This window comes from Stenotrophomonas sp. GW821-FHT02D01, from assembly GCF_059421765.1.
The window spans coordinates 1-21347 of record NZ_JBWKVP010000003.1; the positions used below are offsets into that span (position 1 = coordinate 1).

Sequence of the window (21347 nt, forward strand, 5' to 3'; positions counted from 1 at the left end):
CGCCGCAAGTACGTCCTTGTAGGCTTGGCAGCCGCATCCATGCGGCTGACACCCCGCAATCCGACACCGCCCCACCTTCGACAGTTTTCCGGTGTCTGATGGATCCATCCCAAGCTGGATGAATCTCCATCAAAATCCAATATTTCGATAATTGAACGAAGAGCATCCACGCATGGCGTGGATCTACGTGTCGACCAAGGTCGACACCTACCAAAAGCAGGCCATGTCATCCAGACAGATTGCGGAGATCTGTCGAAGGCGGGGTGGTCCGGTGGCAGGGGCGTGAGCCGCATGGATGCGGCGACCGAGCTTACATGGACGTACTTGTAGCGGCCCCTGCCACCGGACCCACCCCGCCATCCCGCAGAAAACCCGCTGTTGCTGTTGCTGTTGCAGTTGCCGTTGCTTCGGCCGTTGATTCGGCAGGTGCCGGGCGCAGCCCGGCCGAAACACCTTCACTCCTGACCGGTGTCATCCAGGCTGATGATTCCGCGACGCAGTGCTTGCGTTACCGCGTGCGTCCGGTCGCCAACGCCCAGTTTTTCCATCAGGCTCTTCATGTGTGCCTTCACAGTCTGCTCGGAAATCTGCATGCGTTCGCCGATGCGCTTGTTCGACAGGCCGCCGGCCACGTGGCGCAGCACTTCGGTTTCGCGTGGCGACAGCCGGTCTTCCACCACGTGCGCGGCGATGCTGGCCGCCACTTCCGCCGGTATCGGTGCGCGGCGGCCACTGGCCACGGTGCGGATGGTGGCCACCAGTTCGTGGCGCAGCATGTCCTTCAGCAGGTAGGCGCTGGCACCGGCCTGCAGCGCACGCACGGCGCGCACGTCGCCGCGGTAGGTTGTCAGCACGATGATGCGTGCGCGGGGATCGATCGCACGGATCCGCACGATCGCTTCCACGCCATCCATGCGTGGCATCTGCAGGTCCATCAGCACCACATCCGGGCGCAGCTGCTGGTAGCAGGCAAGAGCCTCCTCGCCGTCGGCTGCTTCGCCGAGCAGGCGCAGGTCGGCATGTGCGCCGAGCAGTGCGGCCAGGCCATCGCGCAACAGCGGATGGTCATCAACCACCAGCACGCCGATGGGAGGAAGGGATTCAGTCATGGGAGGTTCTGCTCCAGGGCCAACGCCAGCGCGATGGATGTCGGTGATACAAGCGGCGGGCCGGCACGGACAGCGCGACTTCAGTACCCAGGCCGGGGCGTGTCCACAACTGCAGCTCCGCACCCAGCCGTTGTGCGCGCTCGCGCATGCCCTGCATGCCCCAGTGTCCGCCGCCGGCGTTGTCATTGGCGATGCCGACGCCATCGTCGCGCACATGCAGCAGGAAGCAGCGGGCGCCGTAGGACAGTTCCACTTCGATGGCACTGGCCTGCGCATGCCGCAGCGCGTTGCGGATGGCCTCGCGCCCGATCAGGAACACTTCCTCGGCGGCTTCGGCCTGCAGCGGCGGCGGTGTGCCTTCCATGGTCAAACGCAGTGGATTGGTGCCTTGGCCTGCATATTCCGCATGCACGTCGGCCAGCGCAGAGGCGAGATCGCGGCCGGCAAACGGTGCGTCGCGCAGCGCGTTGACCCGTTCCCGGCCTTCGGCCAGATTGCGCTCGGCCAGCAGCATCGCCGACTCCAGCTGGGTGCGTACCGGCTCTGGTGTCTGTGCCGACTGGCTGATGGCGTGCAGGCGCAGGATGAGTCCCTGGCTGCCCTGCAGCAGGGTGTCGTGCAGATCGCGCGCAATGCGCTCGCGCTCGCCGTTGCGTTCCTGCAGGCGGGCGCGGAACAATGCCGCCAGCTGCCGGCTGCGGACCCGCACGGCCAGCGCCAGCGCAGCCATCACCACGCAGACGCACAACAGTTTGAACCAGGCGGTCTGCAGGAACGTCGGTGCGATGTGGAAGCTGCGGCTGGCTGGCGTGCTGCTCCAGATGCCATCTTCGTTGGCTGCTTCCACCTCGAAGCGGTAATGGCCCGGTGCGAGGTTGGTGTAATAGGAGCGCGTGCTCGCGCCGGCCTCCTGCCAAGCGTCGTCCACGCCGGACAGTCGATAGCGGTAGCGGTTGCGCTCCGGCCGCGCCAGCGACAGCGCGACATAGTCGATCTGCAGCTGGGTAGTGCCGGCCGGAAGGCGCAGTCCCTCCTGCAACGGGGCCTGGCTACTGCCATAAAGCACGTCACCGATGCGCACGCCAGGCGCCATGGTGTTGATGTGCGACTGCCGCGTGTCCAGCCACGCCAGGCCTTGATTGGTGGCAAGCCACAGCAGGCCATCAGCCGCCAGTACCGCAGTGGGGATGGGGCCGCTCTGCAGGGCGATGCCCGGCATGCCGTCAACCGCGTCGAACAGGCGGGGGGCTATCGCCTGGTCGTTGCGCAGTGCGCTGCGCAGGGTGGCAACCTGCAATCGCACCAGGCCGCGGCTGCCGTTGAGCCAGAGCAGCCCGTTCGCATCGGCGACCATGCCGGTGATGCCTTCCAGCACGCCGGCCATGTCGGTGCGCACCGGCAGGAAGCGGCCGTTGCCGAAACGCGCGGCCAGGCCGGCCTCGCCAGCGACCAGCAGCAGATCCTTGTGCTGCAGCAACGCGGTTACCGGGCCTACCGACAGTCCTTCGGTGGCGCCGTAGGAGTTGACCGTAGCGCCGTGCAGGCGGCGCAGGGTGCCATCGGCGTAGCCCAGCAGCAGCGCACCGTCATCGGTACGCGCCAGCGACGAACAGGCCTGCTCGGGAAGCCGGGTTTCGCGACGCCAGCGGTTGTCCGTGTAGTGCAGCACCGCGCGCTCGCCGGCGCAGGCCCAGGCCTGGTCCGCATCGGCAAACAGCAGGGCGTGCAGTGGCTGCCCGGTGAACGGTGCCGGCAGCGGTATGAGGGTGGTGTGGCCGCTGACGGTGCGCGCCAGATTGATCCAGTCGAACTGCCACACCGGAGTGGGTGCCTGTCGTGCCGCGGCCTGCAGCTGCGCAGCACTGCCGCCCAGCAGCGGACGCCGCAGGTCGAACAGCTTCAGGTCTTCGCCATAGCCATACACTCGGCCATCACTGGCGCGTACCAATGACCGGTAGGGATCGGTAGGGCCCACGGACAAGGTCTGCACGCTGTGCGCACGGAAGCGGTTGAGGCCGAGGTTGGTGCCTACCCAGATGTTGCCTTCGCGATCGGCAAGGACCGGCACTGCCGACGTCGCGGTAAGGCCCTGCGCGGCATCGAAGCGCTCCATGCGCACAGCCTCTTGGCCGTCGAAGGTGACCCGGGCCACGCCACCGTGCGGGCTGAGCGTGGCCCACAGGGCCCCGTCGGCCGTGAACTGCAGGCGCGAGGCGACCAGCCCGGGCAGCCGCCGTGCTTCACGTTCCTCGGCGGGCAAGAGGCCATGCGCGTTGGCCAGCGGCGACGTGCCGCGCACGCGGTCGGCCAGCCAGATTTCGCCGCGCGGGCTCTCAACCAGCGAGGCCATCTGCGAGACCGCGATGCCGGTGGCTTCGAAGCGGGCCGCGCCAGGAGGGCGACGCCATATCTGCAGGTCCGCCAGCACCCAGAATGTGCCGTGGCGGTCCTGCAGCACCCATTGCACGCGTCTCTGCGGCAGGCCGAAGGAAGCCGGCGGCTCCTGCCAGCGACGTCCATCGAACCAGCGCAGGCCGCCATTGACGGCAGCCCACAGGCGGCCGTTGCGGTCATGCGCGAAGCGGGGGACCACACCCACCGGCACGCCCTGCGGGCGGCCGAAGCTGCGCAGGCGTTCCTGCGTGAACTGGCTGATGCCTGCCTGGAAGTAGCCGATCCACAGGCCACCATCGCCGCCATCGAGGCCGAGGGTAACCATGTTGGTGGAGGGAAAACGGGTGCCTGTCGGTGCGGCCTGCCGCTCGAAACGGCGGCCGTCGAAGCGGTACAGGCCCGAACCCGTCGCCAGCCACAACATGCCCTGGCGGTCCTGGACGATATCCCAGATATCCCCCGGGGCGCCCTGGCCGACGCGCCAGGCGGTGTGCTGATAGCCGGGCATGCCATCGCTCACTGCGGGTTGCTGCACGGCGAAGACGGGCAGGGCAGTCAGCAACAGCAGGCACGACAGCAGCGCCGGCAGGCGACGCAGGAAGGGGAAGGGGCGGCCACGCATGCGGTCATTCTGGCAGGTGCGGGGCAGGCGGGGGTGACCCGTTCGGGGTAGGCGTAACGCTTCGGTGTCCGCTATCACGCCGTGATGGATGACGGAGCCCGGCGATGCAGCGCTTGTATGTGATGTTCCCTGACCGCGGCCCCGGACTGGGATTGCTGTGGCTGCGCCTGTGCGTGGCGGGGGGGCTGTTGGCGGGCGGAAGCCCGGCCGGTGCGCCGGGACTGGTGTGCCTGGCGGCGATCGGCCTGCTGCTGCCCGGGCTGCTGACCCCGCTGGCGGTGCTGCTGGCGGTGCCGGGGTTGTACGGGCAGGGCGCGGCGCTGCCCTGGCTGCTGCTGCCGTTGGCCCTGCTCATGCTGGGGCCGGGCGCGTATTCGCTGGATGCGCGGTTGTTCGGCCGCCGCCTGCTGCAGCGCCGGCCTCCCCCGAATGGGTGAGTGCCGGCCTCGACCGACGGGGGTAGGGCGATCGCAGCCGGCGGCACACCATGGGTATTCCCGTCGAGGCGCTCCTTCATGGCTACCGTCCAGCCTCCTGCCCTGTCCGCAACCACGTTGGCACCGCACCAGTCGGCTGCCCTGCAGCGTGCGCTGCGCTACATCGACGAGCACCTGTCGCAGCCGCTGCGGGTGACCGAGCTGGCTGCCGTTGCCTGCGTAAGCCGATTCCATCTGGTGCGGTTGTTCCGCATGGGTACCGGCGCCAGTCCGCTGCGCTACGTGCGCCGTCGGCGCATCGAACGCGCCACGCAGCTGCTGCCGATGGCCGCGCAGTCGATGACCTGCCTGGCCCAGCATCTTGGCTTCTTCGACCAGAGCCACTTCGTCCGCAGCTTCCGCGCCGAGACCGGCTGCAGTCCCGGCCAGTATCTGGCCGATGGCGCGGCCCGTTCCCAGCCCCCTGTTGTTTCCTCCACCGGAGTCCACCCATGAGCCTCGCCACCGCCACCCCCGCCAAAGCACTGCTGTCACCGGGCGACCACGCCCTGATACTGATCGACTACCAGTCGCAGATGGCATTCGCCACCCACACCATCGACATCTCCGCGCTGCGCAACAACGTGTCGTTGATCAGCAAGGGCGCCAAGGGATTCAACGTGCCGGTGCTGCTGACCACGGTGGCCGAGAAGTCGTTCTCCGGCCCGATGTTCCCGGAGCTGCCGGCGATCTTCCCCGGCCAGGCGGTGTTCGATCGCACGTCGATGAACACTTGGGAAGACCAGCCGGTGATCGATGAGGTGAACCGCATCGGCAAGCGTCGGCTGGTGCTCGCCGGCTTGTGGACCAGTGTATGCATCGTCGGCCCGGCGCTGTCGGCGCTGGAGCAGGGGTTTGAGGTCTACGTGATCACCGATGCCTGCGGCGATGTGAGCGAAGAGGCGCACGAACGTGCGATCGCCCGCATGGTGCAGGCCGGTGCCGTGCCAATCACCAGCGTGCAGTACCTGCTGGAACTGCAGCGCGACTGGGCGCGTGCTGAAACCTACGACCTGACCACCGGCATCGCCCGTGACCATGCGGGTGGCTATGGCGTCGGCATCCAGTACGCCAAGACCATGTTCGGCGCGCAGGAAGGCGGGCACTGAGCGTGCGCGATGGCCATGGCCTCGACCTGGCCTTGTTGATCCTGCGGGTGGCGGCGGGAGGATTCCTGCTGCCGCATGCGCTGGGCAAGTTGTTCGGCTGGTTCAACGGACCGGGCCTGGCAGGTTTTGCCGGCGAACTGCGTGGCTTCGGTCTGCCGTCGTCGGCGCCGCTGCCACTGCTGCTGGCGCTGCTGCAGGTGGTGGCCGGGAGCGCTGTGATGCTGGGCTGGCAGGCCCGGATCGCCGCGCTTGTCGCTGCCGCCTTCATCGCCTTCACCGCCCTGCTGGCGCTGCGCAACGGGTGGTTCTGGATGCGCGGCGGGGCCGAGTATCCGTTGTTGTGGACGCTGGCACTGCTGGCCACCGCCCTGGCCGGGCCGGGTGCATGGGCGGTGGATGGTCTGCTTCTTTCTGGAGACATCGCGTGAACAACGAACCTCTCGATCCTGGCCGCCGCGATGTGGTGCTGGCCACCAGTGCCGCGCTGGCGCTGGGCCTGGCTGGCGGTACTGCCGCGGCCATCCAATCCCCTTCCAAGGAGCGTCGCATGAGCACACTGGTCATCCGCAACGCACGCATCACCACGCTTGATCCGCAACAGCCGCATGCGCAGGCACTGGCCGTGCAGAACGGCCGCATCGTTGCCGTGGGAAGCGATGAGGACATCATGCGCGGTTGGGGCGGCGAAGCCACGATCGTCGATGCGCAGGGGCGGCGCATCGTGCCCGGCCTCAATGACAGCCACACCCACCTGATCCGCGGTGGCCTGAACTACAACCTGGAGCTGCGCTGGGATGGCCTGCGTTCACTGGCCGATGCGATGGCCATGCTGAAGGCGCAGGTTGACCGCACGCCCGCGCCGCAGTGGGTGCGCGTGGTCGGTGGATTCACCGCGACCCAGTTCACCGAAAAGCGCCTGCCGAGCCTGCAGGAGCTGAACGACATCGCTCCGGATACGCCGGTGTTCCTGCTGCACCTGTACGACCGCGCGCTGCTCAATCGCGCCGCGTTGCGTGCCTGCGGCTATACCAAGGAAACGCCGGACCCGCCCGGTGGACAGATCGTGCGCGATTCGCTGGGCAACCCGACCGGCCTGCTGCTGGCCAAGCCGAATGCACTGATCCTGTATGCGACCCTGGCCAAGGGGCCGAAGCTGCCGGTCGAGTACCAGGCCAATTCAACCCGCCATTTCATGCGCGAGCTGAACCGCCTGGGCATCACCTCGGTGATCGACGCCGGAGGCGGTTTCCAGAATTACCCCGAGGACTACCAGGTCATCGAGCAGCTGCATCGCGATGATCAGCTGACCGTGCGCATCGCCTACAACCTGTTCACCCAGAACAAGGGCAGCGAGGTCAGCGATTTCCGTGGCTGGAGCGAGATGCTGCAACCGCGCCAGGGCGATGACCTGCTGCGCCACAATGGTGCCGGCGAGATGCTGGTGTTCTCTGCAGCCGACTTTGAACTGTTCAACGAGCCGCGCCCGGAACTGCCACCGGAACTTGAGCCGGAGCTGCACGATGTGGTGAAGCTGCTGGTGGAGAAGCGCTGGCCGTTCCGCATCCATGCGACCTACGACGAAAGCATCAGCCGCATCCTCGACGTCTACGAGCAGGTCAACCGTGAGGTGCCGTTCGATGGCCTGCACTGGTTCATCGACCATGCCGAGACCATCACCCCGCGCAACATCGAGCGTATCCGCGCACTCAACGGCGGCATCGCCGTGCAGCACCGCATGGCCTACCAGGGCGAGGCATTCGTGCAGCGCTATGGCGTGCAGGCGGCGCGGCACACGCCACCGGTGAAGCGGATGCTGGCCGAGGGCGTGCCGGTCGGCGCCGGCACCGATGCTACCCGCGTGGCCAGCTACAACCCATGGGTGGCGCTGTCGTGGCTGGTGACGGGACGCACCGTCGGCGGCCTGGCCCTGTACGGTGATGAGAACCTGCTGGAGCGCGAGCAGGCCCTGCGCCTGTGGACACAGGGCAGCGCCTGGTTCTCCGGCGACGAAGCGGTGAAGGGCACGCTGAAGGTGGGCCAGCTGGCCGACTTCATCCTGCTGTCGGCCGACTTCTTCCGCGTCGATGAGCAGCAGATCGCCGACATCACCAGCCTGCTGACCGTGGTGGGTGGCCGCATCGTGCATGGCGACGGCGACTACGCCGGGTTGGCGCCGCAGCTGCCTCCGGCGATGCCGGACTGGTCGCCGGTGAACCGCTTCGGTGGCTACCACGTCGGTGGCGGGGCGACCGGGTTGGCTGCGGCGCACCGTCATCACCATGGTGTGGCCTGCGGCACCCACGGTGCGCATGGCCACGCGGTTCGTCATCCGGCGCCAACCAACGACCTGACCGCGTTCTGGGGCGCGATGGGGTGTTCGTGCTTCGCGTTCTGACCTTGGCATCGCTGGTGTTGCCGTCGTTGGCGCTGGCCTGCGAAGGTGGCGCCTGTACCACGGTGGGCGACGGCCAGTTGCAGTGGGATGCATCGCTGCGCCTGCGTGGCATGTACTACGCCCCGACCCGGTTTGGCGTCGGTGCTGGCGACGATGGCTACGGCCTGCTGCGTGCGCTGGCTTCTGCCTCCTTCGCGCAGGGTGATTGGCAGGCGAAGCTGCAGCTGGGTACGCATGCCGAGCGCGGCAAGGCCGGTGGCCCAGTTCGTACCGATCGCGGCGCGCTGGACGTGCAGCAGGCGTACTGGCGCTGGTCCGGCGCTGGCATGCACGTGCAGCTGGGCCGGCAGGAAGCGGGCTATGGCAGCTCGCGCCTGTTGTCGGTGCGCGACGGGCCGAACATCCGCCTGGCCTTCGATGGTGCGCGGGTGGGGTGGCAGGGCAGGCTGGGCGCACTGGACCTGATGGCGCTGCGCCCGGTCGAGAACCGCCCGGGTGCTTTCGATGACCGCGGTGAGGGCGGTGCACACCTGCTCGGTGCGTATGCGACCACGGCCAAGGGCGCTGGCATCAGCCAGTGGGACCTTTACCTGCTCGACTATCGTCGCGAGGGCGCGCGCTTCGCCCCGGGCAGCGGTACCGAGCGCCGGCAGACCCTGGGCGCGCGCTGGTTCGGACAGTCGGGTGCGCTGGACTGGAATACCGAACTGGTGGCGCAGGGCGGTGAACTGCGGGCGGTGACCGGCGATCTGGACATCCGCGCCTGGACCCTCGCCACCGATACCGGTTGGCGCTGGAGTGCGCTGCCGCTGCAACCGCGGCTTGGCCTGAAGGCCGACATTGCCAGCGGCGACGCAGACCCGGGTGATGGTCGGCTGGGTACGTTCAATGCGTTGTTTCCCAAGTCCGCCTATTTCAGCGAAGCCAGCCTGTTGGCACCGGCCAATCTGATGGATCTGCAACCGACGCTGGCACTGCGCCTGCATGAGGCGGTGACCACCGAGCTGGGTGTGCAACTGGCGTGGAAGCATCGGCGCGCCGATGCGGTCTATACCACGCCGGCACCGTTGGCAGCGTTGCCCGGCAGTGCCGGAGGCGCACGCCGCATCGGTACCCAGTACAAATCCGAAACCCGCTGGCAGGTCAATGACCGCTGGCAATGGCAGCTGCAGCTGGCCTGGGTCGACGCGGGCCCTGCACTGACGCAGGCCGGTGGCCGGGACACGCTGTTCGCCTCAATCGTTGGAGCTTGGCAATGGTGAACGCATCGGCGTCACAACACTCCCCGCAGGTCGATGGCGCATGGTCGCCGTTGAAGATCCGCATGTTCCGCTCGATCTGGCTGGCGATCCTGGCCAGCAACATCGGTACCTGGGTCAACGACGTGGCTGCGGCCTGGGTGATGGCCGAACGCACCGGTTCGGCGCTGATGGTCGCGCTGGTGCAGTCGGCCACCACCGTGCCAATCGTGCTGTTGGCGCTGGCGGCCGGGACCCTGGCCGACATCGTCGACCGCCGCAAGTACCTGCTGTTCACCCAGGGCTGGATGCTGCTGGTGGCGGCAGCGACCGCCGTGCTCACGGCATTGGACCTGCTGACGCCGCAGCTGCTGGTACTGCTGACCTTCTGCATGGGCTGCGGTGCGGCGATGGCCATGCCGGCACAGGCCGCGATCGTCTCCGAGCTGGTTCCGCAGCCGATGCTGGCCTCGGCCGTGGCACTCAACTCCATCGGCATCAACATCGCCCGTTCCATCGGGCCGGCCATCGGCGGGGTGATCGTGGCCCAGCTGGGTGCGGTGTGGGCCTTCGGGTTCAACGCCATCACCTTTGCCGCCATGCTGTTCGTGGTGTGGGGCTGGAAGCGTGATCCGAAGGCGTCCAGCCTGCCGCCTGAAGGGTTTGGCGCTGGCCTGAAGGCGGGCCTGCGCTATGCCAGCCGTGCCGGTCGCCTGCAGGCGGTACTGATCAAATCGGCCGGCTTCTTCTTCTTTGCCGCGGCGATGAACGCGATGCTGCCGGTGGTGGTGCGCGGGCAGATGCAGGGCGGAGCGGGGCAGTACGGCGTGCTGCTGGGTTGCATCGGTATCGGTGCGGTGGGCGGTGCATTGCTGCTCCCGAAGCTGCGGGCCAGGCTTGACCGCGACCTGCTGGTGCTGCTGGCCACCTTGTCGCTGGCAGCAAGCCTGGCCGGCCTGGCGCTGACCCGCAACTGGTACGTGTTGCCGCTGGTGATGCTGGTCAATGGCTTTGCCTGGATCACCGTACTGTCTTCGTTGCAGATCGCAGCACAGACGGCGGTGCCGGCCTGGGTGAGGGCGCGTGCGCTTGCCCTGTACATCATGGTGTTCTCGGCCGGCATGGCGGCCGGTGGCCTGAGCTGGGGCGCACTGGCGCAGCGCACATCGCCCGAGCTGGCACTGCTGGTGGCTGCTGCAGGTGCGGTCATCGGCGGCCTGCTGGTGTGGCGGGTACGCATTGCAGGCGCCGAAGATCTGAACCTGAGCCCGGCCGGGCACTGGCCAGCTCCGGAACTGTCGGTGCCGGTGTCGAATGATCGGGGACCGGTGCTGGTGACCATCGAATATCGCGTCGATGCCGCCGACCGCGCCGCGTTCCAGGCGCAGATGCGCACGCTGGGAACGATCCGTCGGCGCGATGGCGCCGTGGTCTGGGGCGTGGTCGAGGATGTGGCGACCCCGGGCATCCATCTGGAGTATTTCGTCGCAGCGTCGTGGTTGGAGCACCTGCGCCAGCATGAACGCATCACCGCCGACGACAAGGCGATCCAGGAGGCGCTGCGCGCGCTGCATCGCGGCGAGCGCGCGCCGGTGGTGCGTCACTTCGTTGGCGGCCATGATCCATTGCCGGCGGCGGCGCCGCATCTCCACAGCGATATCTGATGGACCCGTGATGGAGCTGGCCGCTGGCCGGCTCCAGGGCAGGAGCGGCGGCGCACGGGCGCCGCCGCGATACGTCATCTGCGTGCGAATGCCAGCAGGTCGGCGTTGAACTGATCGGCATGGGTCAGGGTGAGGCCGTGCGGTGCACCGGCGTACACCTTCAGTTCTGCGTTGCGGATGATCTGCGAGGAAAGCTTGGCCGAAGCATCGAAGGGCACGATCTGGTCGTCATCGCCATGCACCACCAGAGCCGGTACGTCGATCTTCTTCAGGTCGTCGGTGTAGTCCACCTCCGAGAATTCGTGGATGCAGTCGTACTGGCCTTTCACACCGCCCAGCATGCCCTGCAGCCAGAACGAATCACGCATGCCTTCGGTGACGCTGTTGCCATCACGATTGGCGCCGAAGAACGGCGTGGCCAGATCCTTGAAGAACTGCGAACGATCGCCACCGGTGCCCTTGCGGATGCCGTCGAACACTTCCAGCGGGGTACCGGCCGGATTGCTGGCGGTCTTCAGCATCAACGGCGGCACCGCACCTACCAGCACCACCTTGGCCACGCGCGTGCTGCCGTGGCGGCCGATGTAGTGAGCCACTTCGCCACCGCCGGTGGAATGGCCGACCAAGATCGCGTCCTTCACGTCCAGCGCATCCAGAACGGCAGCGAGGTCATCGGCGTAGGTGTCCATGTTGTTGCCGTCCCAGGTCTGGCTGGAGCGGCCATGGCCGCGGCGATCGTGGGCGATCACGCGATAGCCGTTCTGGCCCATGAACAGCATCTGCGGATCCCAGGCATCGGACGACAGCGGCCAGCCATGGGCGAATACGACAGGCTGGCCGGTGCCCCAGTCCTTGTAGAAGATGCGGGCGCCATCGTTGACGGTCACGAAATTGCTCATTGCAGGTTCCTTGGCGGAAGGGAGGAAAGACGCCTGCGGGTTCGCCGGCGCCTGCGGCAGTACAGCGCAGGATTGGCGGCGTGCATTGCACGGCTGTGGCGGATTGACGTGTTTGCTGTGATGACGCGACTCGCTCTGGCGGCAGGTCGGTGCTGATGGCAACCATGGCCATCTGACGCGCGAGGGCCAGCCATGAAGATGCCGATGTGGGGAGTGTTGCCTGGACTGCTGTGGGCGGCTGTCGCGGCGGCGCAGACCAACGTCTACAAGTGCACCGATGCTGAGCATCCGGTCTATCAGCAGACGCCCTGCCAGGGGCGGGCGGAGTGGCGCTGGGAAGTGCCCAGTGCCGAGTCGAAGGCGCGTGGGCCGCTACCTTCGGCCGTGCCGCCTGCCCGCAGCGGTAGCAGGCGGACGCCACGGCGCGGCCGCGCGCAGGGCGCGCTGATATCGATCACGGCCGACCCGCAAGCCTGCGATCGGGCGCGCCAGCAGCAGGTGAAGACGCTGGCGAAGCCGCGCAGGCTCGACTACCTGCAGCGCAGGCAGCTGGATGATGCGGTACGCGAGGCCTGTCGTTGAGCACAACGAAAAACGGCACCCGAAGGTGCCGTTCTGGTCTACAGGCCCGGAAGACCTCAGCGGCCATCGCTGGCGGCGGCCGGTGCCGTCGCCGCATCCGGCTTGGGCAGGCTCAGCTCCGGGTTGCCCTGTTCGGCCTGCAGGATCTGGATCCGGCGCTGCAGCGCATCGAGCTGGCTGTTGGTGCTCTGCACGTCGGTGCTCAGGCTGACCGCCTGCTGCTGGGCCTGCTGCAGTGCTGCGCTGACCTGCGCCGACTGCGCCTGCTGCTGTTCCATTTCCTGCTGCAGGGTGCGCAGGCGTTCTTCGTTGTAGGCCACCAGGCGCTCGGTGTAGCGCTTGCCGGCTTCCAGCCGGGTGGTGTCGATATAGACCTGCGCCAGCTGTTCGGACTGCTGCGCGAAGGTGCGGTAGACACGCTCGGCGTTGTCGACGGCATCGGTCTTGATCACCCGCCAGAAATTCTTCTCCTGGAACAGGGCCACGTAGTAGGTCAGGGTATTGGCGTTGAACAGCAGGCTGGCGCCGTAGTTGCCGTTGTAGGTGGTACGCAGCTCGGTGAGCTGCTGCGCATCCATCAACTGCTTGAGTTCGTCGACGGTGTTGCGTACCACCGGTGCGGCCTTGGCCGGCTCCACCGTGGCAGTGCGATCGCCACGTGCGGCCAGCGCCGACGGCGCCACCACCATCATGGCCACGGCCAGCAGTGCTGCGCCGCGCCGATACCGGGCGAAGACGGTGCCCCCTGAAGTTTCTCGCATGTCTAGACCATCCACGGATGTAGTGTGGGTTGAGTTGAATGTGGTTCCCCGCCGCGAGTCTAGCATGGGCGCGGACGCCGCCAACCGGTGCCCGCGCGGGTCAGAAGACCAGCTGCGCCGAGCTGCACTGGATCGACTGCATGCTGACATCGGTGCGGCCCAGTTCCAGCCCGAGCAGGCTGGCCAGGGTGTTGGTCAGCAGGGTGCCGACGCTGTTGAGCACGGGCTTGAGCGCCGCCAGTACCGGCCTCAGTAGCGCACACAGCAATCCGCTGCAGGTGACGTTGTTGCCTGGGGTGGTTACCCCACCTCCGTTCTGACCGTCGAGGAATCCAGCGGGTGCGGTCTGGATGTAGGACGCCAGGTTGGTGCGCACGCAGCCGTTGTAGTCGATCAGGTTGCCCAGCAGGCTGTCGCAGCGGTTGATCAGCAGGCCGCCGACCAGCGAGCCGAGCAGGCCATCGAGCAGGCCCAGGCCCTGGCCGGTCACGGTGGTGCGATAGCCCGTCCACACCGAGCCATCTTCCCAGCAGGTGGTCAGGCCAAGCAGGCAGGGCTTGGGTACACCTTTGGTGACTGTCCAGTTGCCCAGCGGTGCGAGGTTGCGTGACGGATCGCCATCGCGCAGCAATGGAATCACCTGGTCCACGTTGTAACGCCCGCCGCTGGGGAAGGCCGCCTGCAGGTAACGGTCGGCCAATGCCTTGGCCGTGTCATTGGCGCTCATGCCCTGCTTGGGTGAACTGAGCATGCCTGACAGCACCCGCAGCAGTTCGTTGACCAGGTCTGACACGGCGGTGCCGACGGCCAATGGATTGATCCGGGTCGAGCCGGTCTCGCCTGCGGCTAGGGTCAGGCTCTGCGTGCTGGTCAGCGCCGGCAGGGTGACCTTGTCGTTGATCAGGGGCTGCCCCAGCAGCTTCAACAGCTGCTCGTTCTGCAGGGTCGCGTCACAGACGTTGCTCTTGGAGAAGCGATCGGCCGCGTTGACCTTGCCGACGCAGGCGCGCAGTACCGAGGAATCGACCTGGACGGTGGCCGTCGGCGGCGCCGCACCGCACTGGATGCTGGTCAGTGTCCCCATCGCATTGGCCACATCCACGTGCAGTGGCAGATGCAGGCGGGTGCCGAGCAGGTTCAGCAGCGGACCAATCGCGAACAGGCGGTCGCTGTCGACGTCCACCATCAGCCGCACCTGCGCGTTGTACGCGCGTGCGCCGACGCCACCGATGGCGATCGACGGCGGCTCCACCACGCCGGCCTTGACGTCGATGCCCAGCAGGTTCAGGCCCTGCACCTGCACGCCATTGCCATCGTTGGCGATGGAGATCGCGGCGGTGACCAGATCCAGCACGTTGACCCTCGATTCCAGTGCGCTGCCGATGGTGCCGTCCGGTGAGATCACCTGCGCGAACAGGCCGCCGCCGCCGTTCTGGCTGCCCAGCAGAATGTTCAGCTGGTTGATGTCCAGCCGCGTGCCGACCAGGTTGGACAGCGCCTGCAGCTGTACGCCGACGGCGGTCTCGCGGCCCACCACCGTGGCAGTGGCATTGACCAGCTGTGCCAGTGATATGCGGTTGACCGACAGCAGCCGGTTGAAGTCGGCCACGCTGAGGTCGGCGGTGACCGGGATGCCCAGTGCAGCCAGCAGCCCCGACGGGGTGACGGTGGCCTGTGCCAGGCCGTCGTAGGACAGAATTGTTGCGTTGGTGACGTCCAGGCCGACCAGCCGAAGGGTCGCCATCAAGGGGGAGTTGCCATTGGTGCGCAGCAGCTGCGAACCCACTGCAAACACGGCGGTGGGTTCCGAACGCTTGGCCACCGCCTGCACGCGCAACGTGGGCAGCGTGCTGTTCTGGCCGAAGAACGGCAGCACGCCGCGTTCGGCAATGACCCGCACCGCGTTGCGTGGATTGCCTGCGTCCACGCTTGGGCTGAAGTGGTCAGCCGTTCCGCGGGTGGCATTCCAGTTGCCACACTGGATCTGCACCTGCCCAGGGAAGGTGTTCTGTGCGAGCGCATTCTGCCGGGCCGCGCTGTTGTCGGCGTTGTCGGGCCGGCACAGGTCCAGCCGTTGTGCGCCTGCCAGCGCAGCCAGATCGACCACCTTCTGCGCATCGCGCTTGGCCCAGAACAGGAAGCCGATCTCGATCAGGCCGAGCATGGCCAGCAGCGCGATCATCACCAGCATCATGGTGACCGACATACCGCCGCGCGGGCGACTGAAGCTGATGTGGCGTGCTCGGTTCATGGCGGGCCTCAGCGTCCGGATCGGGAGGATCCTGCGGACTTGGCGACGTCGGTTTCGAAGAATTGCGGAATGTCGTACTGGAAGCTCTTCAGGTAACGCGCGTAGCTGGATGTGGCCTGGTCGCCGAGGATCGGCAGGCGGGCACCGGCCACCTCGCCGGAGGCCTGCAGGCGGAACAGGCTGCGGGTGGTGTCACCGATCCGCGAGGTGTTTGGCGGTAACCGCGTGCCGCCGAAATCAGGCCTGGGTTCATGGGCTGCGGGGGCTGCGATGGGCGCTGCGGCTGGTGGCGGCGATGCGTCCACGGTAGCCAACGGCTCGCTGTGCAGGGGAGCGGCTGCCGGCGCGGGCGCGGCACCACCCAGCATCTGCCCGGTCAACGGTTGCTGCGGCGTCTGCGCCTGCACAACCGCAGCGAAAGAGAAGCCGGCAAGCATCGGCAGCAGGCAGCGGATCAGCGGCGTCGAGGTCATGGCGTGTTCCCGGTGGGATGATCGGTGGAGCCGAAGCGTTCCAGCATCGAGGGCGGCAGTCGTGGTGGGTCGCGTTCGTCGCGGCGCGGTTCGGCGGCCAGCCGTGTGCTTGCGTTGGCGGGGGTGGCAGCTACCGAAGCAACTGGCCGTGCCGCTGGCGCCGCTGCAGCAGTGGCAGCGGCCTGGCGTTGCTGCAGCCGCGCGCGGATCTGCTGCGCCTGCTGCTCGACGCTGCTGCGGGTCTCCTCGCTGAAGCTGGCCTGTTGGGCCAGCCGTTCGACGGTGGCAGTGTCGCCACGCAGTAGCGCCCACAGGGCAAGATTGGCGGTGGCCTTGGCATTGCCTGGCGACAGTTCAAGCGCCTTGGCCAGTGGCTCGCGTGCCTGTTCGAAGCGGCCGGCACGAAGCCGTGCATAGCCCAGGTCGCCGAGGTAATCGGTGTTCAGCGGGCTCAGCTGGGTGGCACGTGCCAGCGCCTGTTCGCCACCCTGGTCGTCGTCGCGGAGGGCAGCGATCAGGCCCATGCCGTGTGCAGCGGCGGCGGCCTGCGGGCCGTTGCCGAGTTCGCGGTACAGCGCCAGCGCCGCATCGATCTGGCCGGTCTGGCGCAGTGCATCGGCCTGCAGCAGGCGCAGTGCTGGGGTATCGCCGTAACGCTGGCGGAACGCATCCACGTGCGCCAGCGAGGCGTACCAGGCGCCCTGCTGCTGCATCCGCTGGATCAGTTCCAGATAGGCGTTGCGGCTGTCCTGCGGGGCCGGGGTCGGCTCGGCCAGGCTCGGCGCACGCAGGTACTTCGGCGTGGTGGAGCTGCAGCCGGCAACGGCGGCAACCAGGGCAAGCAACAGGCAGGCAGGGCGCAGGACAGGCATGAAGGTCATCCCATTTTCGACAAGGTAGTGGCCAGCGCGACCAGCGCCGGTCCGGCCAGCACCAGCATCAGTGCCGGCAGCAGGGTCAGCATCATCACCACGGTCATCTTCACCGAGAGCTTGCCGACCTTTTCCTTCAGCGCGTTGCGGCGCTGCTCGCGCAGGCGGACGCTGAACTGGCGCAGCGGTTCCTGCACGGCACCACCGTGGGCGTGCACCTGCAGGATCAGCTGCACAAGGCTGGACAGATCGTCATCGCCGTACACATCGCTCAGCCGCCGCAGCGACTGCGCGCGCGTGCGCCCATGGGTGTAGGACACATTCGCTTCCTGGATTTCCCCACCCAGCACCGGCAGTGCGTCACGCAGCTTGTCGCCCAGTGTCTGCAGGCTCTGATCCATGCTGTAGCCCACGCCCTGCAGCAGGCGCAGCAGGTCGATCAACAGCGGCAGTTCATTGTTCACGGCACGCCGCCGCCGCTTGACCCACGCACTGAGCGCGAACTTCGGCAGCAGCAGGCCAGCAGCGAGCGCACCGATCACCACCATGATCCTCGACAACCCCGTGGCGTCACTCATCGTCAGCGCAATACCCAGTACCAGCACCGCCAGCAGCAGCCGCAGGCCGAGGTAGATGGCGGTGCCGCGGCGGGTGTTCCAGCCGGCCAGGTCCAGCAGCAGGCGATCCTCACCGGCCAGCAGCGCCGCTTCCAGGCGTCCGCCGCTCAGCCCGCGGCCGAACTGCTCCAGCCAGCCGAGTGAATCCTTGCGTGCGTCGGCCGCTGCGTCTTCGCTTTCGCGCGGACGCAACGCTGTTTTCAACGTTGCCTCGCTGCGGTCCTCGCGATGGCTGCGCACCCAGCTGCCAAGCCCCAGCAGGGCCACGCCGGCGGCCAACACCAGCAGGGCCGCCACGAACCAGGTGCTGGCGCTCATTGGATGCCTCCTGCGTGGACGGGGATGTTCATAGTGATTTGGCCAGGCGGTACAGCAGGAAGGCGCCGGTCAACTCCAGCGCCAGCGCGATCAGCAGGATCTTGTGGCCCAGTGGGTCATGCAGCACCGGCTGGAAGAATTCGGGGCTGGAGATCGCCATCAGCACCGCGCTGGCCGGCGGCAGAAGGCCCAGTACCCACGCCGACATGCGGGTTTCAGAAGTGGTTGCGGCCAGTTCCTGCTGCGCCTGTTCCAAGTCACGCATGAAGTCGCCCATGCGCTGCAGGATCTGGTCGGCACGGCCGCCGATGCGCACGCTCACGCCCATCACCACCGCCAGCACCTTCAGTACGTCCATGCGGTAGGGCTGTGCGGCCAGGTTGAGCGCACGGTCAAGGTCCATGCCGCCACGTGCATAGCGCACCGTGGTGTCGAGCAGGCCGCGCAGCGGCGCGTTGGTCTGCATCGACGCGACCTGGAAGGCAGCCTGCAGGCTGTTGCCGAGCGCGGTAAGGCGCACCAGGTTGTCGAGGAAGTCCGGCAGCTGGTGCAGCAGCTGCGCCTGCAGCTTGCCGATACGGCGCATCAGCCACAGCCAGCAGCCCAGCACGTACAGCAGCAGGGTCAACGGGAACATCCAGAAGGTGCCCAGGCGCAACACCGCGAACGCGGACAGGGCGATGCCCGGCAGCAGCATCAGCAGCGGCAGCTTCCAGCCCGGTGCCAGGCCGGCACGCTGCAGCAGCCCGTTCCAGGGCAGGGCGCGGCGACCCGGCGCAGGCAGCGACGCCTGCCGTGTTGCATCTGCCGGCGCGGCGGCAGCGCCGGTGCCGCGCGCCAGCTGCTGCTCGGCATGCTGCAGCGAGGCCTGGCGCTGCTCGCGGCTGCTGGCCGTCCCCCACAGCCACACCGCCAGCGCCAGCAGCACCGACACGATGCTCAGCACACCCAGCAGCAGGCCGGTACCCATGCTCAGAAGTCTCCGTAAAGGGATTCGCGCAGCAACTGCCGGAACGGCTCCAGCTTGTGCGAATGTGGCTGGAACCCGAGGCCGATCCAACGGTCGATTTCCTTGCCGCTGCCATCGATCTGCACTTCGTGGCGGAACATCTCCTGGGTGGTGATCAGGTTGTCGCTGACGCCGGTGATTTCAGTGATGGACACCAGCACCCGGCGGCCGCTGCCCAGGCGCGAGATCTGCACGATGAAGTCGATGGCACTGGCGATCTGCCGGCGCAGGCTGTCTTCGCTGCCCTGGAAACCGGCGAAGCCGGCCAGCATCTCGATGCGGTACAGGCAGTCGCGCGGCGAATTGGCGTGGATGGTGGCCATCGATCCGTCATGGCCGGTGTTCATCGCCTGCAGCATCTCCAGCACCTCGGCGCCACGCACCTCGCCGACCACGATGCGGTCCGGGCGCATGCGCAGGCTGTTGCGCACCAGGTCGCGGATGCTGACCGCGCCCTGGCCTTCGGCGCCACCGATGCGGCTCTCCAGGCGCACCACATGCGGGTGGTTGAGCGAGAGCTCGGCGGTGTCTTCCACGGTGATGACGCGTTCGTTGGCCGGCACATAGCTGGCCAGCGCATTGAGCAGCGAGGTCTTGCCCGAGCTGGTGCCACCTGACACCAGGATGTTGCAGCGGCCCAGCACCATCGCCTTCAGCAGCGCCTGCATCGGCGCATCGAAGGTGCCCTTGGCCAGCAGCTCGTCGGGGGTGAACGGATCCTTGCGGAACTTGCGGATGGACACCATCGGCCCGTCCACCGCCAATGGCGAGATGATCGCGTTGAGGCGGCCACCATTGGGCAGGCGTGCATCGACCATCGGATTGGAATCATCCAGGCGGCGGCCGAGCGGGGCGATGATGCGGCGCAGGATGCGTAGCAGGTGGGTGTCATCGGTGAAGCGCTGAGGTGCGCGTTTGAGCTGCCCACCCTGGGAGACATGCACATCCTTGAAGCCATTGATCAGGATGTCTTCGATGGTGGGGTCATGCAGCAGGTCATCGAGCGGGCCGAACCCGGTCAGCTCCTTGACCAGGCCTTCGGCCACCACCTGCATTTCTTCTTCGTTGATGGGGATGCGCCATTCCTGGATGAAACTGACCGTCTGCACTTCCACCCAGCGGGCGATGGTGTCGGGGGCCCAGGAATCGATGTCGATGCGCTCGTCTTCGATGCTGTTGAGCAGATGCTCGTGCGCGGCCGACAGCACCTTCTGGTACTGCTCGGTCTGTGCGAACGGCAGGCTGCCCGGTGCATGCTCCGGCACCGTGCTGCGGGCGACAACGTGCGGGAACGGGGTCACTTTGTCTTCCATTGCGATCCACCCAGGGCAAGGGCAAGTCTTTCCCGCAGGCCGTGCGCCTGGACCGGGCAGGCAGCCGGATCCAGGCGTTGCACCAGCGGGGCGAGGGCACGCAGGTACGGGTCGCGCGGCGCATCCTGCAGCAGAAGATGGCCATGGCTGGCGGAGGCGCGTACCCGCGACCGCTCGGGCAGGGTGGCCAGCAGCGGCAGCTCGAAGCGGCGCGCGATCTGTTCGGGGCTCATGCCACTGTTGTCGTCGTGGCGGTTGATCACCAGCTGCAGTCGCTTCTCGCGGTCGCGCTGGCCGGAAAGGTGCTTCAGGGCGTGGTCCAGCGACACCAGGGTGGCGATCGATGCGTCGGCCACCAGCCAGATTTCATCGGCCTGGTCCAGCAGCAGCGGCGGCAGCTGCCGCAGCGGGCAGCCGCCGGCATCGCACAGTACGCTGGAGAACACGCCGCGCAGTCGTTGCAGCAGCGCACCAGGATCGGACGGCGGCAGTGCGTCGCTGCCACTGGCACGGTCGAGCAGGACCAGTCCGCTGGTGTGCCGGGCCATCGCCGTGCGGGCCAGGGTGGCATCGATGCGGCTGGCATTGCGCAGCGCGTCTTCGTAGTGGAAGCGGCTGTCCAGGTTGAGGTACAGGGCGAGGTCGCCGGCCGGCTGCGCCAGCTCCATCAGCAGCCCGTCCTGCACGGCGGCATCGCCCTGGGCCAGGGTGCGGGTCTGCTGTGCGAGCACCGACAGGTGTGCGGCCAACGTGCTGGTGCCGACGCCGGCGCGCACGCCCAGCAGCACGATCAGGCGCGCCTTGTGCGCCTGCTGTGCGCTTGCGGCGGGGCGCGGTGACAAAGCGCGACGCAGGGCGGCTTCGATGCCGGTGTTGTCACTGTCCAGGTCCAGTACATCGCGCAGGCCCGCGCGCAGCGCCATCACCACGCCTTCCACCTGGCCGGCGCTGGTAGCGCCCACCGCCACCAGGGTCAATTCGGGTTGGGTCTGCTGCAGCTGCTGCGCCAGTACCGTCGATGCCGAGGCATGCTCCGGGCGGAAGTCCAGCAGTACCAGGTTCTGCGGGCCACGCTGCAGGTCCTGGGCCGAGGTCGGCTCGCTGCTGTCCTGCCAGTGCAGTGCCGTGGTCGGCGGCAGCTTGGCAGCCAGGCGTGGCAGCAGTTCACGGTCGATCCCGTACAGGACCAGGTTCATCGGTGGTCCTTGCGGGTGCAGCGGCAGGGCAGTGGCGTAGGGCATGGGC

Annotated in this window: 19 protein-coding genes; 8 read left to right on the forward strand and 11 right to left on the reverse strand. The window is 67.4% G+C overall.

Annotated elements, in window-relative coordinates; genetic code table 11:
* Window positions 1–455: 455 nt before the first annotated feature.
* Both AC07UW_RS07485 and AC07UW_RS07490 read right to left on the reverse strand, forming a co-directional pair.
* Window positions 456–1109 (reverse strand): response regulator, encoded by a 654-nt coding sequence (locus tag AC07UW_RS07485; RefSeq protein WP_025878524.1) that lies wholly within the window; start codon window positions 1107–1109, stop codon window positions 456–458.
* Window positions 1102–4125, reverse strand: a complete 3024-nt coding sequence (locus tag AC07UW_RS07490; protein ID WP_495211752.1) for a sensor histidine kinase — start codon at window positions 4123–4125, stop codon at window positions 1102–1104. The genes AC07UW_RS07485 and AC07UW_RS07490 overlap by 8 nt, the downstream gene beginning before the upstream one ends.
* A 104-nt stretch (window positions 4126–4229) precedes the next feature.
* On the opposite strand from AC07UW_RS07490, the gene AC07UW_RS07495 reads away from it, so the two are divergent.
* The 7 genes from AC07UW_RS07495 to AC07UW_RS07525 all read left to right on the forward strand — a co-directional run bounded on the left by AC07UW_RS07495 (window position 4230) and on the right by AC07UW_RS07525 (window position 11007).
* A complete protein-coding gene (locus tag AC07UW_RS07495; RefSeq protein ID WP_495211753.1) occupies window positions 4230–4562 on the forward strand; it encodes a hypothetical protein in 333 nt (110 codons plus the stop codon).
* A gap of 78 nt (window positions 4563–4640) precedes the next feature.
* The gene (locus AC07UW_RS07500) at window positions 4641–5057 is read left to right on the forward strand and encodes a helix-turn-helix domain-containing protein (protein ID WP_222389166.1); all 417 of its coding nucleotides are present in this window, start codon (window positions 4641–4643) and stop codon (window positions 5055–5057) included.
* On the forward strand, window positions 5054–5710 hold the full coding sequence (locus tag AC07UW_RS07505) for a hydrolase (RefSeq protein WP_428704973.1): 657 nt from the start codon (window positions 5054–5056) through the stop codon (window positions 5708–5710). Before AC07UW_RS07500 ends, AC07UW_RS07505 begins: the two co-directional genes overlap by 4 nt.
* Before the next feature lie 2 nt (window positions 5711–5712).
* Window positions 5713–6138, forward strand: coding sequence for a DoxX family protein (locus tag AC07UW_RS07510; protein ID WP_495211754.1), 426 nt, complete (start codon window positions 5713–5715; stop codon window positions 6136–6138).
* A gap of 119 nt (window positions 6139–6257) precedes the next feature.
* Window positions 6258–8105, forward strand: coding sequence for an amidohydrolase (locus AC07UW_RS07515; RefSeq protein WP_495211930.1), 1848 nt, complete (start codon window positions 6258–6260; stop codon window positions 8103–8105).
* Window positions 8084–9367, forward strand: coding sequence for an alginate export family protein (locus AC07UW_RS07520; protein WP_495211755.1), 1284 nt, complete (start codon window positions 8084–8086; stop codon window positions 9365–9367). The genes AC07UW_RS07515 and AC07UW_RS07520 overlap by 22 nt, the downstream gene beginning before the upstream one ends.
* Entirely contained in the window at window positions 9361–11007 is a 1647-nt protein-coding gene (locus AC07UW_RS07525) for an MFS transporter (protein ID WP_223495346.1), read from the forward strand. The genes AC07UW_RS07520 and AC07UW_RS07525 overlap by 7 nt, the downstream gene beginning before the upstream one ends.
* A 74-nt stretch (window positions 11008–11081) precedes the next feature.
* On the opposite strand, the gene AC07UW_RS07530 is transcribed toward AC07UW_RS07525, so the two are convergent.
* Window positions 11082–11906: an alpha/beta fold hydrolase gene (locus AC07UW_RS07530; protein ID WP_223495343.1), complete on the reverse strand. Its 825-nt coding sequence runs from the start codon at window positions 11904–11906 to the stop codon at window positions 11082–11084.
* Window positions 11907–12098: 192 nt separating this feature from the next.
* On the opposite strand from AC07UW_RS07530, the gene AC07UW_RS07535 reads away from it, so the two are divergent.
* Entirely contained in the window at window positions 12099–12488 is a 390-nt protein-coding gene (locus AC07UW_RS07535) for a DUF4124 domain-containing protein (protein WP_223495341.1), read from the forward strand.
* Between the two features lie 56 nt (window positions 12489–12544).
* Here AC07UW_RS07535 and AC07UW_RS07540 read toward each other — a convergent pair whose 3' ends face one another.
* The 8 genes from AC07UW_RS07540 to AC07UW_RS07575 all read right to left on the reverse strand — a co-directional run bounded on the left by AC07UW_RS07540 (window position 12545) and on the right by AC07UW_RS07575 (window position 21343).
* Window positions 12545–13249, reverse strand: a complete 705-nt coding sequence (locus tag AC07UW_RS07540) for a DUF2968 domain-containing protein (RefSeq protein ID WP_025878535.1) — start codon at window positions 13247–13249, stop codon at window positions 12545–12547.
* A gap of 100 nt (window positions 13250–13349) precedes the next feature.
* The gene (locus AC07UW_RS07545) at window positions 13350–15500 is read right to left on the reverse strand and encodes a TadG family pilus assembly protein (RefSeq protein WP_223495339.1); all 2151 of its coding nucleotides are present in this window, start codon (window positions 15498–15500) and stop codon (window positions 13350–13352) included.
* 8 nt (window positions 15501–15508) lie between these two features.
* Window positions 15509–15973 (reverse strand): DUF3613 domain-containing protein, encoded by a 465-nt coding sequence (locus AC07UW_RS07550; RefSeq protein ID WP_495211756.1) that lies wholly within the window; start codon window positions 15971–15973, stop codon window positions 15509–15511.
* A complete protein-coding gene (locus tag AC07UW_RS07555; RefSeq protein ID WP_223495335.1) occupies window positions 15970–16845 on the reverse strand; it encodes a tetratricopeptide repeat protein in 876 nt (291 codons plus the stop codon). Before AC07UW_RS07555 ends, AC07UW_RS07550 begins: the two co-directional genes overlap by 4 nt.
* Window positions 16846–16850: 5 nt before the next feature.
* Window positions 16851–17780: a type II secretion system F family protein gene (locus tag AC07UW_RS07560; protein WP_363733568.1), complete on the reverse strand. Its 930-nt coding sequence runs from the start codon at window positions 17778–17780 to the stop codon at window positions 16851–16853.
* A 28-nt stretch (window positions 17781–17808) separates the two neighbouring features.
* Window positions 17809–18750 (reverse strand): type II secretion system F family protein, encoded by a 942-nt coding sequence (locus AC07UW_RS07565; protein ID WP_442244835.1) that lies wholly within the window; start codon window positions 18748–18750, stop codon window positions 17809–17811.
* Window positions 18751–18752: 2 nt separating this feature from the next.
* The gene (locus AC07UW_RS07570; RefSeq protein ID WP_025878541.1) at window positions 18753–20102 is read right to left on the reverse strand and encodes a TadA family conjugal transfer-associated ATPase; all 1350 of its coding nucleotides are present in this window, start codon (window positions 20100–20102) and stop codon (window positions 18753–18755) included.
* The gene (locus AC07UW_RS07575) at window positions 20087–21343 is read right to left on the reverse strand and encodes a CpaE/TadZ family protein (protein ID WP_059064412.1); all 1257 of its coding nucleotides are present in this window, start codon (window positions 21341–21343) and stop codon (window positions 20087–20089) included. The genes AC07UW_RS07570 and AC07UW_RS07575 overlap by 16 nt, the downstream gene beginning before the upstream one ends.
* Between the last annotated feature and the right edge of the window lie 4 nt (window positions 21344–21347).

Excerpts from the sequence above, each read along its gene's own strand:
- AC07UW_RS07485 (WP_025878524.1), bottom strand. The coding sequence starts at position 1,109 with ATGACTGAATCCCTTCCTCCCATCGGCGTGCTGGTGGTTGATGACCAT.
- AC07UW_RS07490 (WP_495211752.1), bottom strand. The coding sequence starts at position 4,125 with ATGCGTGGCCGCCCCTTCCCCTTCCTGCGTCGCCTGCCGGCGCTGCTG.
- AC07UW_RS07495 (WP_495211753.1), top strand. The coding sequence starts at position 4,230 with ATGCAGCGCTTGTATGTGATGTTCCCTGACCGCGGCCCCGGACTGGGA.
- AC07UW_RS07500 (WP_222389166.1), top strand. The coding sequence starts at position 4,641 with ATGGCTACCGTCCAGCCTCCTGCCCTGTCCGCAACCACGTTGGCACCG.
- AC07UW_RS07505 (WP_428704973.1), top strand. The coding sequence starts at position 5,054 with ATGAGCCTCGCCACCGCCACCCCCGCCAAAGCACTGCTGTCACCGGGC.
- AC07UW_RS07515 (WP_495211930.1), top strand. The coding sequence starts at position 6,258 with ATGAGCACACTGGTCATCCGCAACGCACGCATCACCACGCTTGATCCG.
- AC07UW_RS07525 (WP_223495346.1), top strand. The coding sequence starts at position 9,361 with ATGGTGAACGCATCGGCGTCACAACACTCCCCGCAGGTCGATGGCGCA.
- AC07UW_RS07530 (WP_223495343.1), bottom strand. The coding sequence starts at position 11,906 with ATGAGCAATTTCGTGACCGTCAACGATGGCGCCCGCATCTTCTACAAG.
- AC07UW_RS07535 (WP_223495341.1), top strand. The coding sequence starts at position 12,099 with ATGAAGATGCCGATGTGGGGAGTGTTGCCTGGACTGCTGTGGGCGGCT.
- AC07UW_RS07540 (WP_025878535.1), bottom strand. The coding sequence starts at position 13,249 with ATGCGAGAAACTTCAGGGGGCACCGTCTTCGCCCGGTATCGGCGCGGC.
- AC07UW_RS07545 (WP_223495339.1), bottom strand. The coding sequence starts at position 15,500 with ATGAACCGAGCACGCCACATCAGCTTCAGTCGCCCGCGCGGCGGTATG.
- AC07UW_RS07550 (WP_495211756.1), bottom strand. The coding sequence starts at position 15,973 with ATGACCTCGACGCCGCTGATCCGCTGCCTGCTGCCGATGCTTGCCGGC.
- AC07UW_RS07555 (WP_223495335.1), bottom strand. The coding sequence starts at position 16,845 with ATGCCTGTCCTGCGCCCTGCCTGCCTGTTGCTTGCCCTGGTTGCCGCC.
- AC07UW_RS07560 (WP_363733568.1), bottom strand. The coding sequence starts at position 17,780 with ATGAGCGCCAGCACCTGGTTCGTGGCGGCCCTGCTGGTGTTGGCCGCC.
- AC07UW_RS07565 (WP_442244835.1), bottom strand. The coding sequence starts at position 18,750 with ATGGGTACCGGCCTGCTGCTGGGTGTGCTGAGCATCGTGTCGGTGCTG.
- AC07UW_RS07570 (WP_025878541.1), bottom strand. The coding sequence starts at position 20,102 with ATGGAAGACAAAGTGACCCCGTTCCCGCACGTTGTCGCCCGCAGCACG.
- AC07UW_RS07575 (WP_059064412.1), bottom strand. The coding sequence starts at position 21,343 with ATGCCCTACGCCACTGCCCTGCCGCTGCACCCGCAAGGACCACCGATG.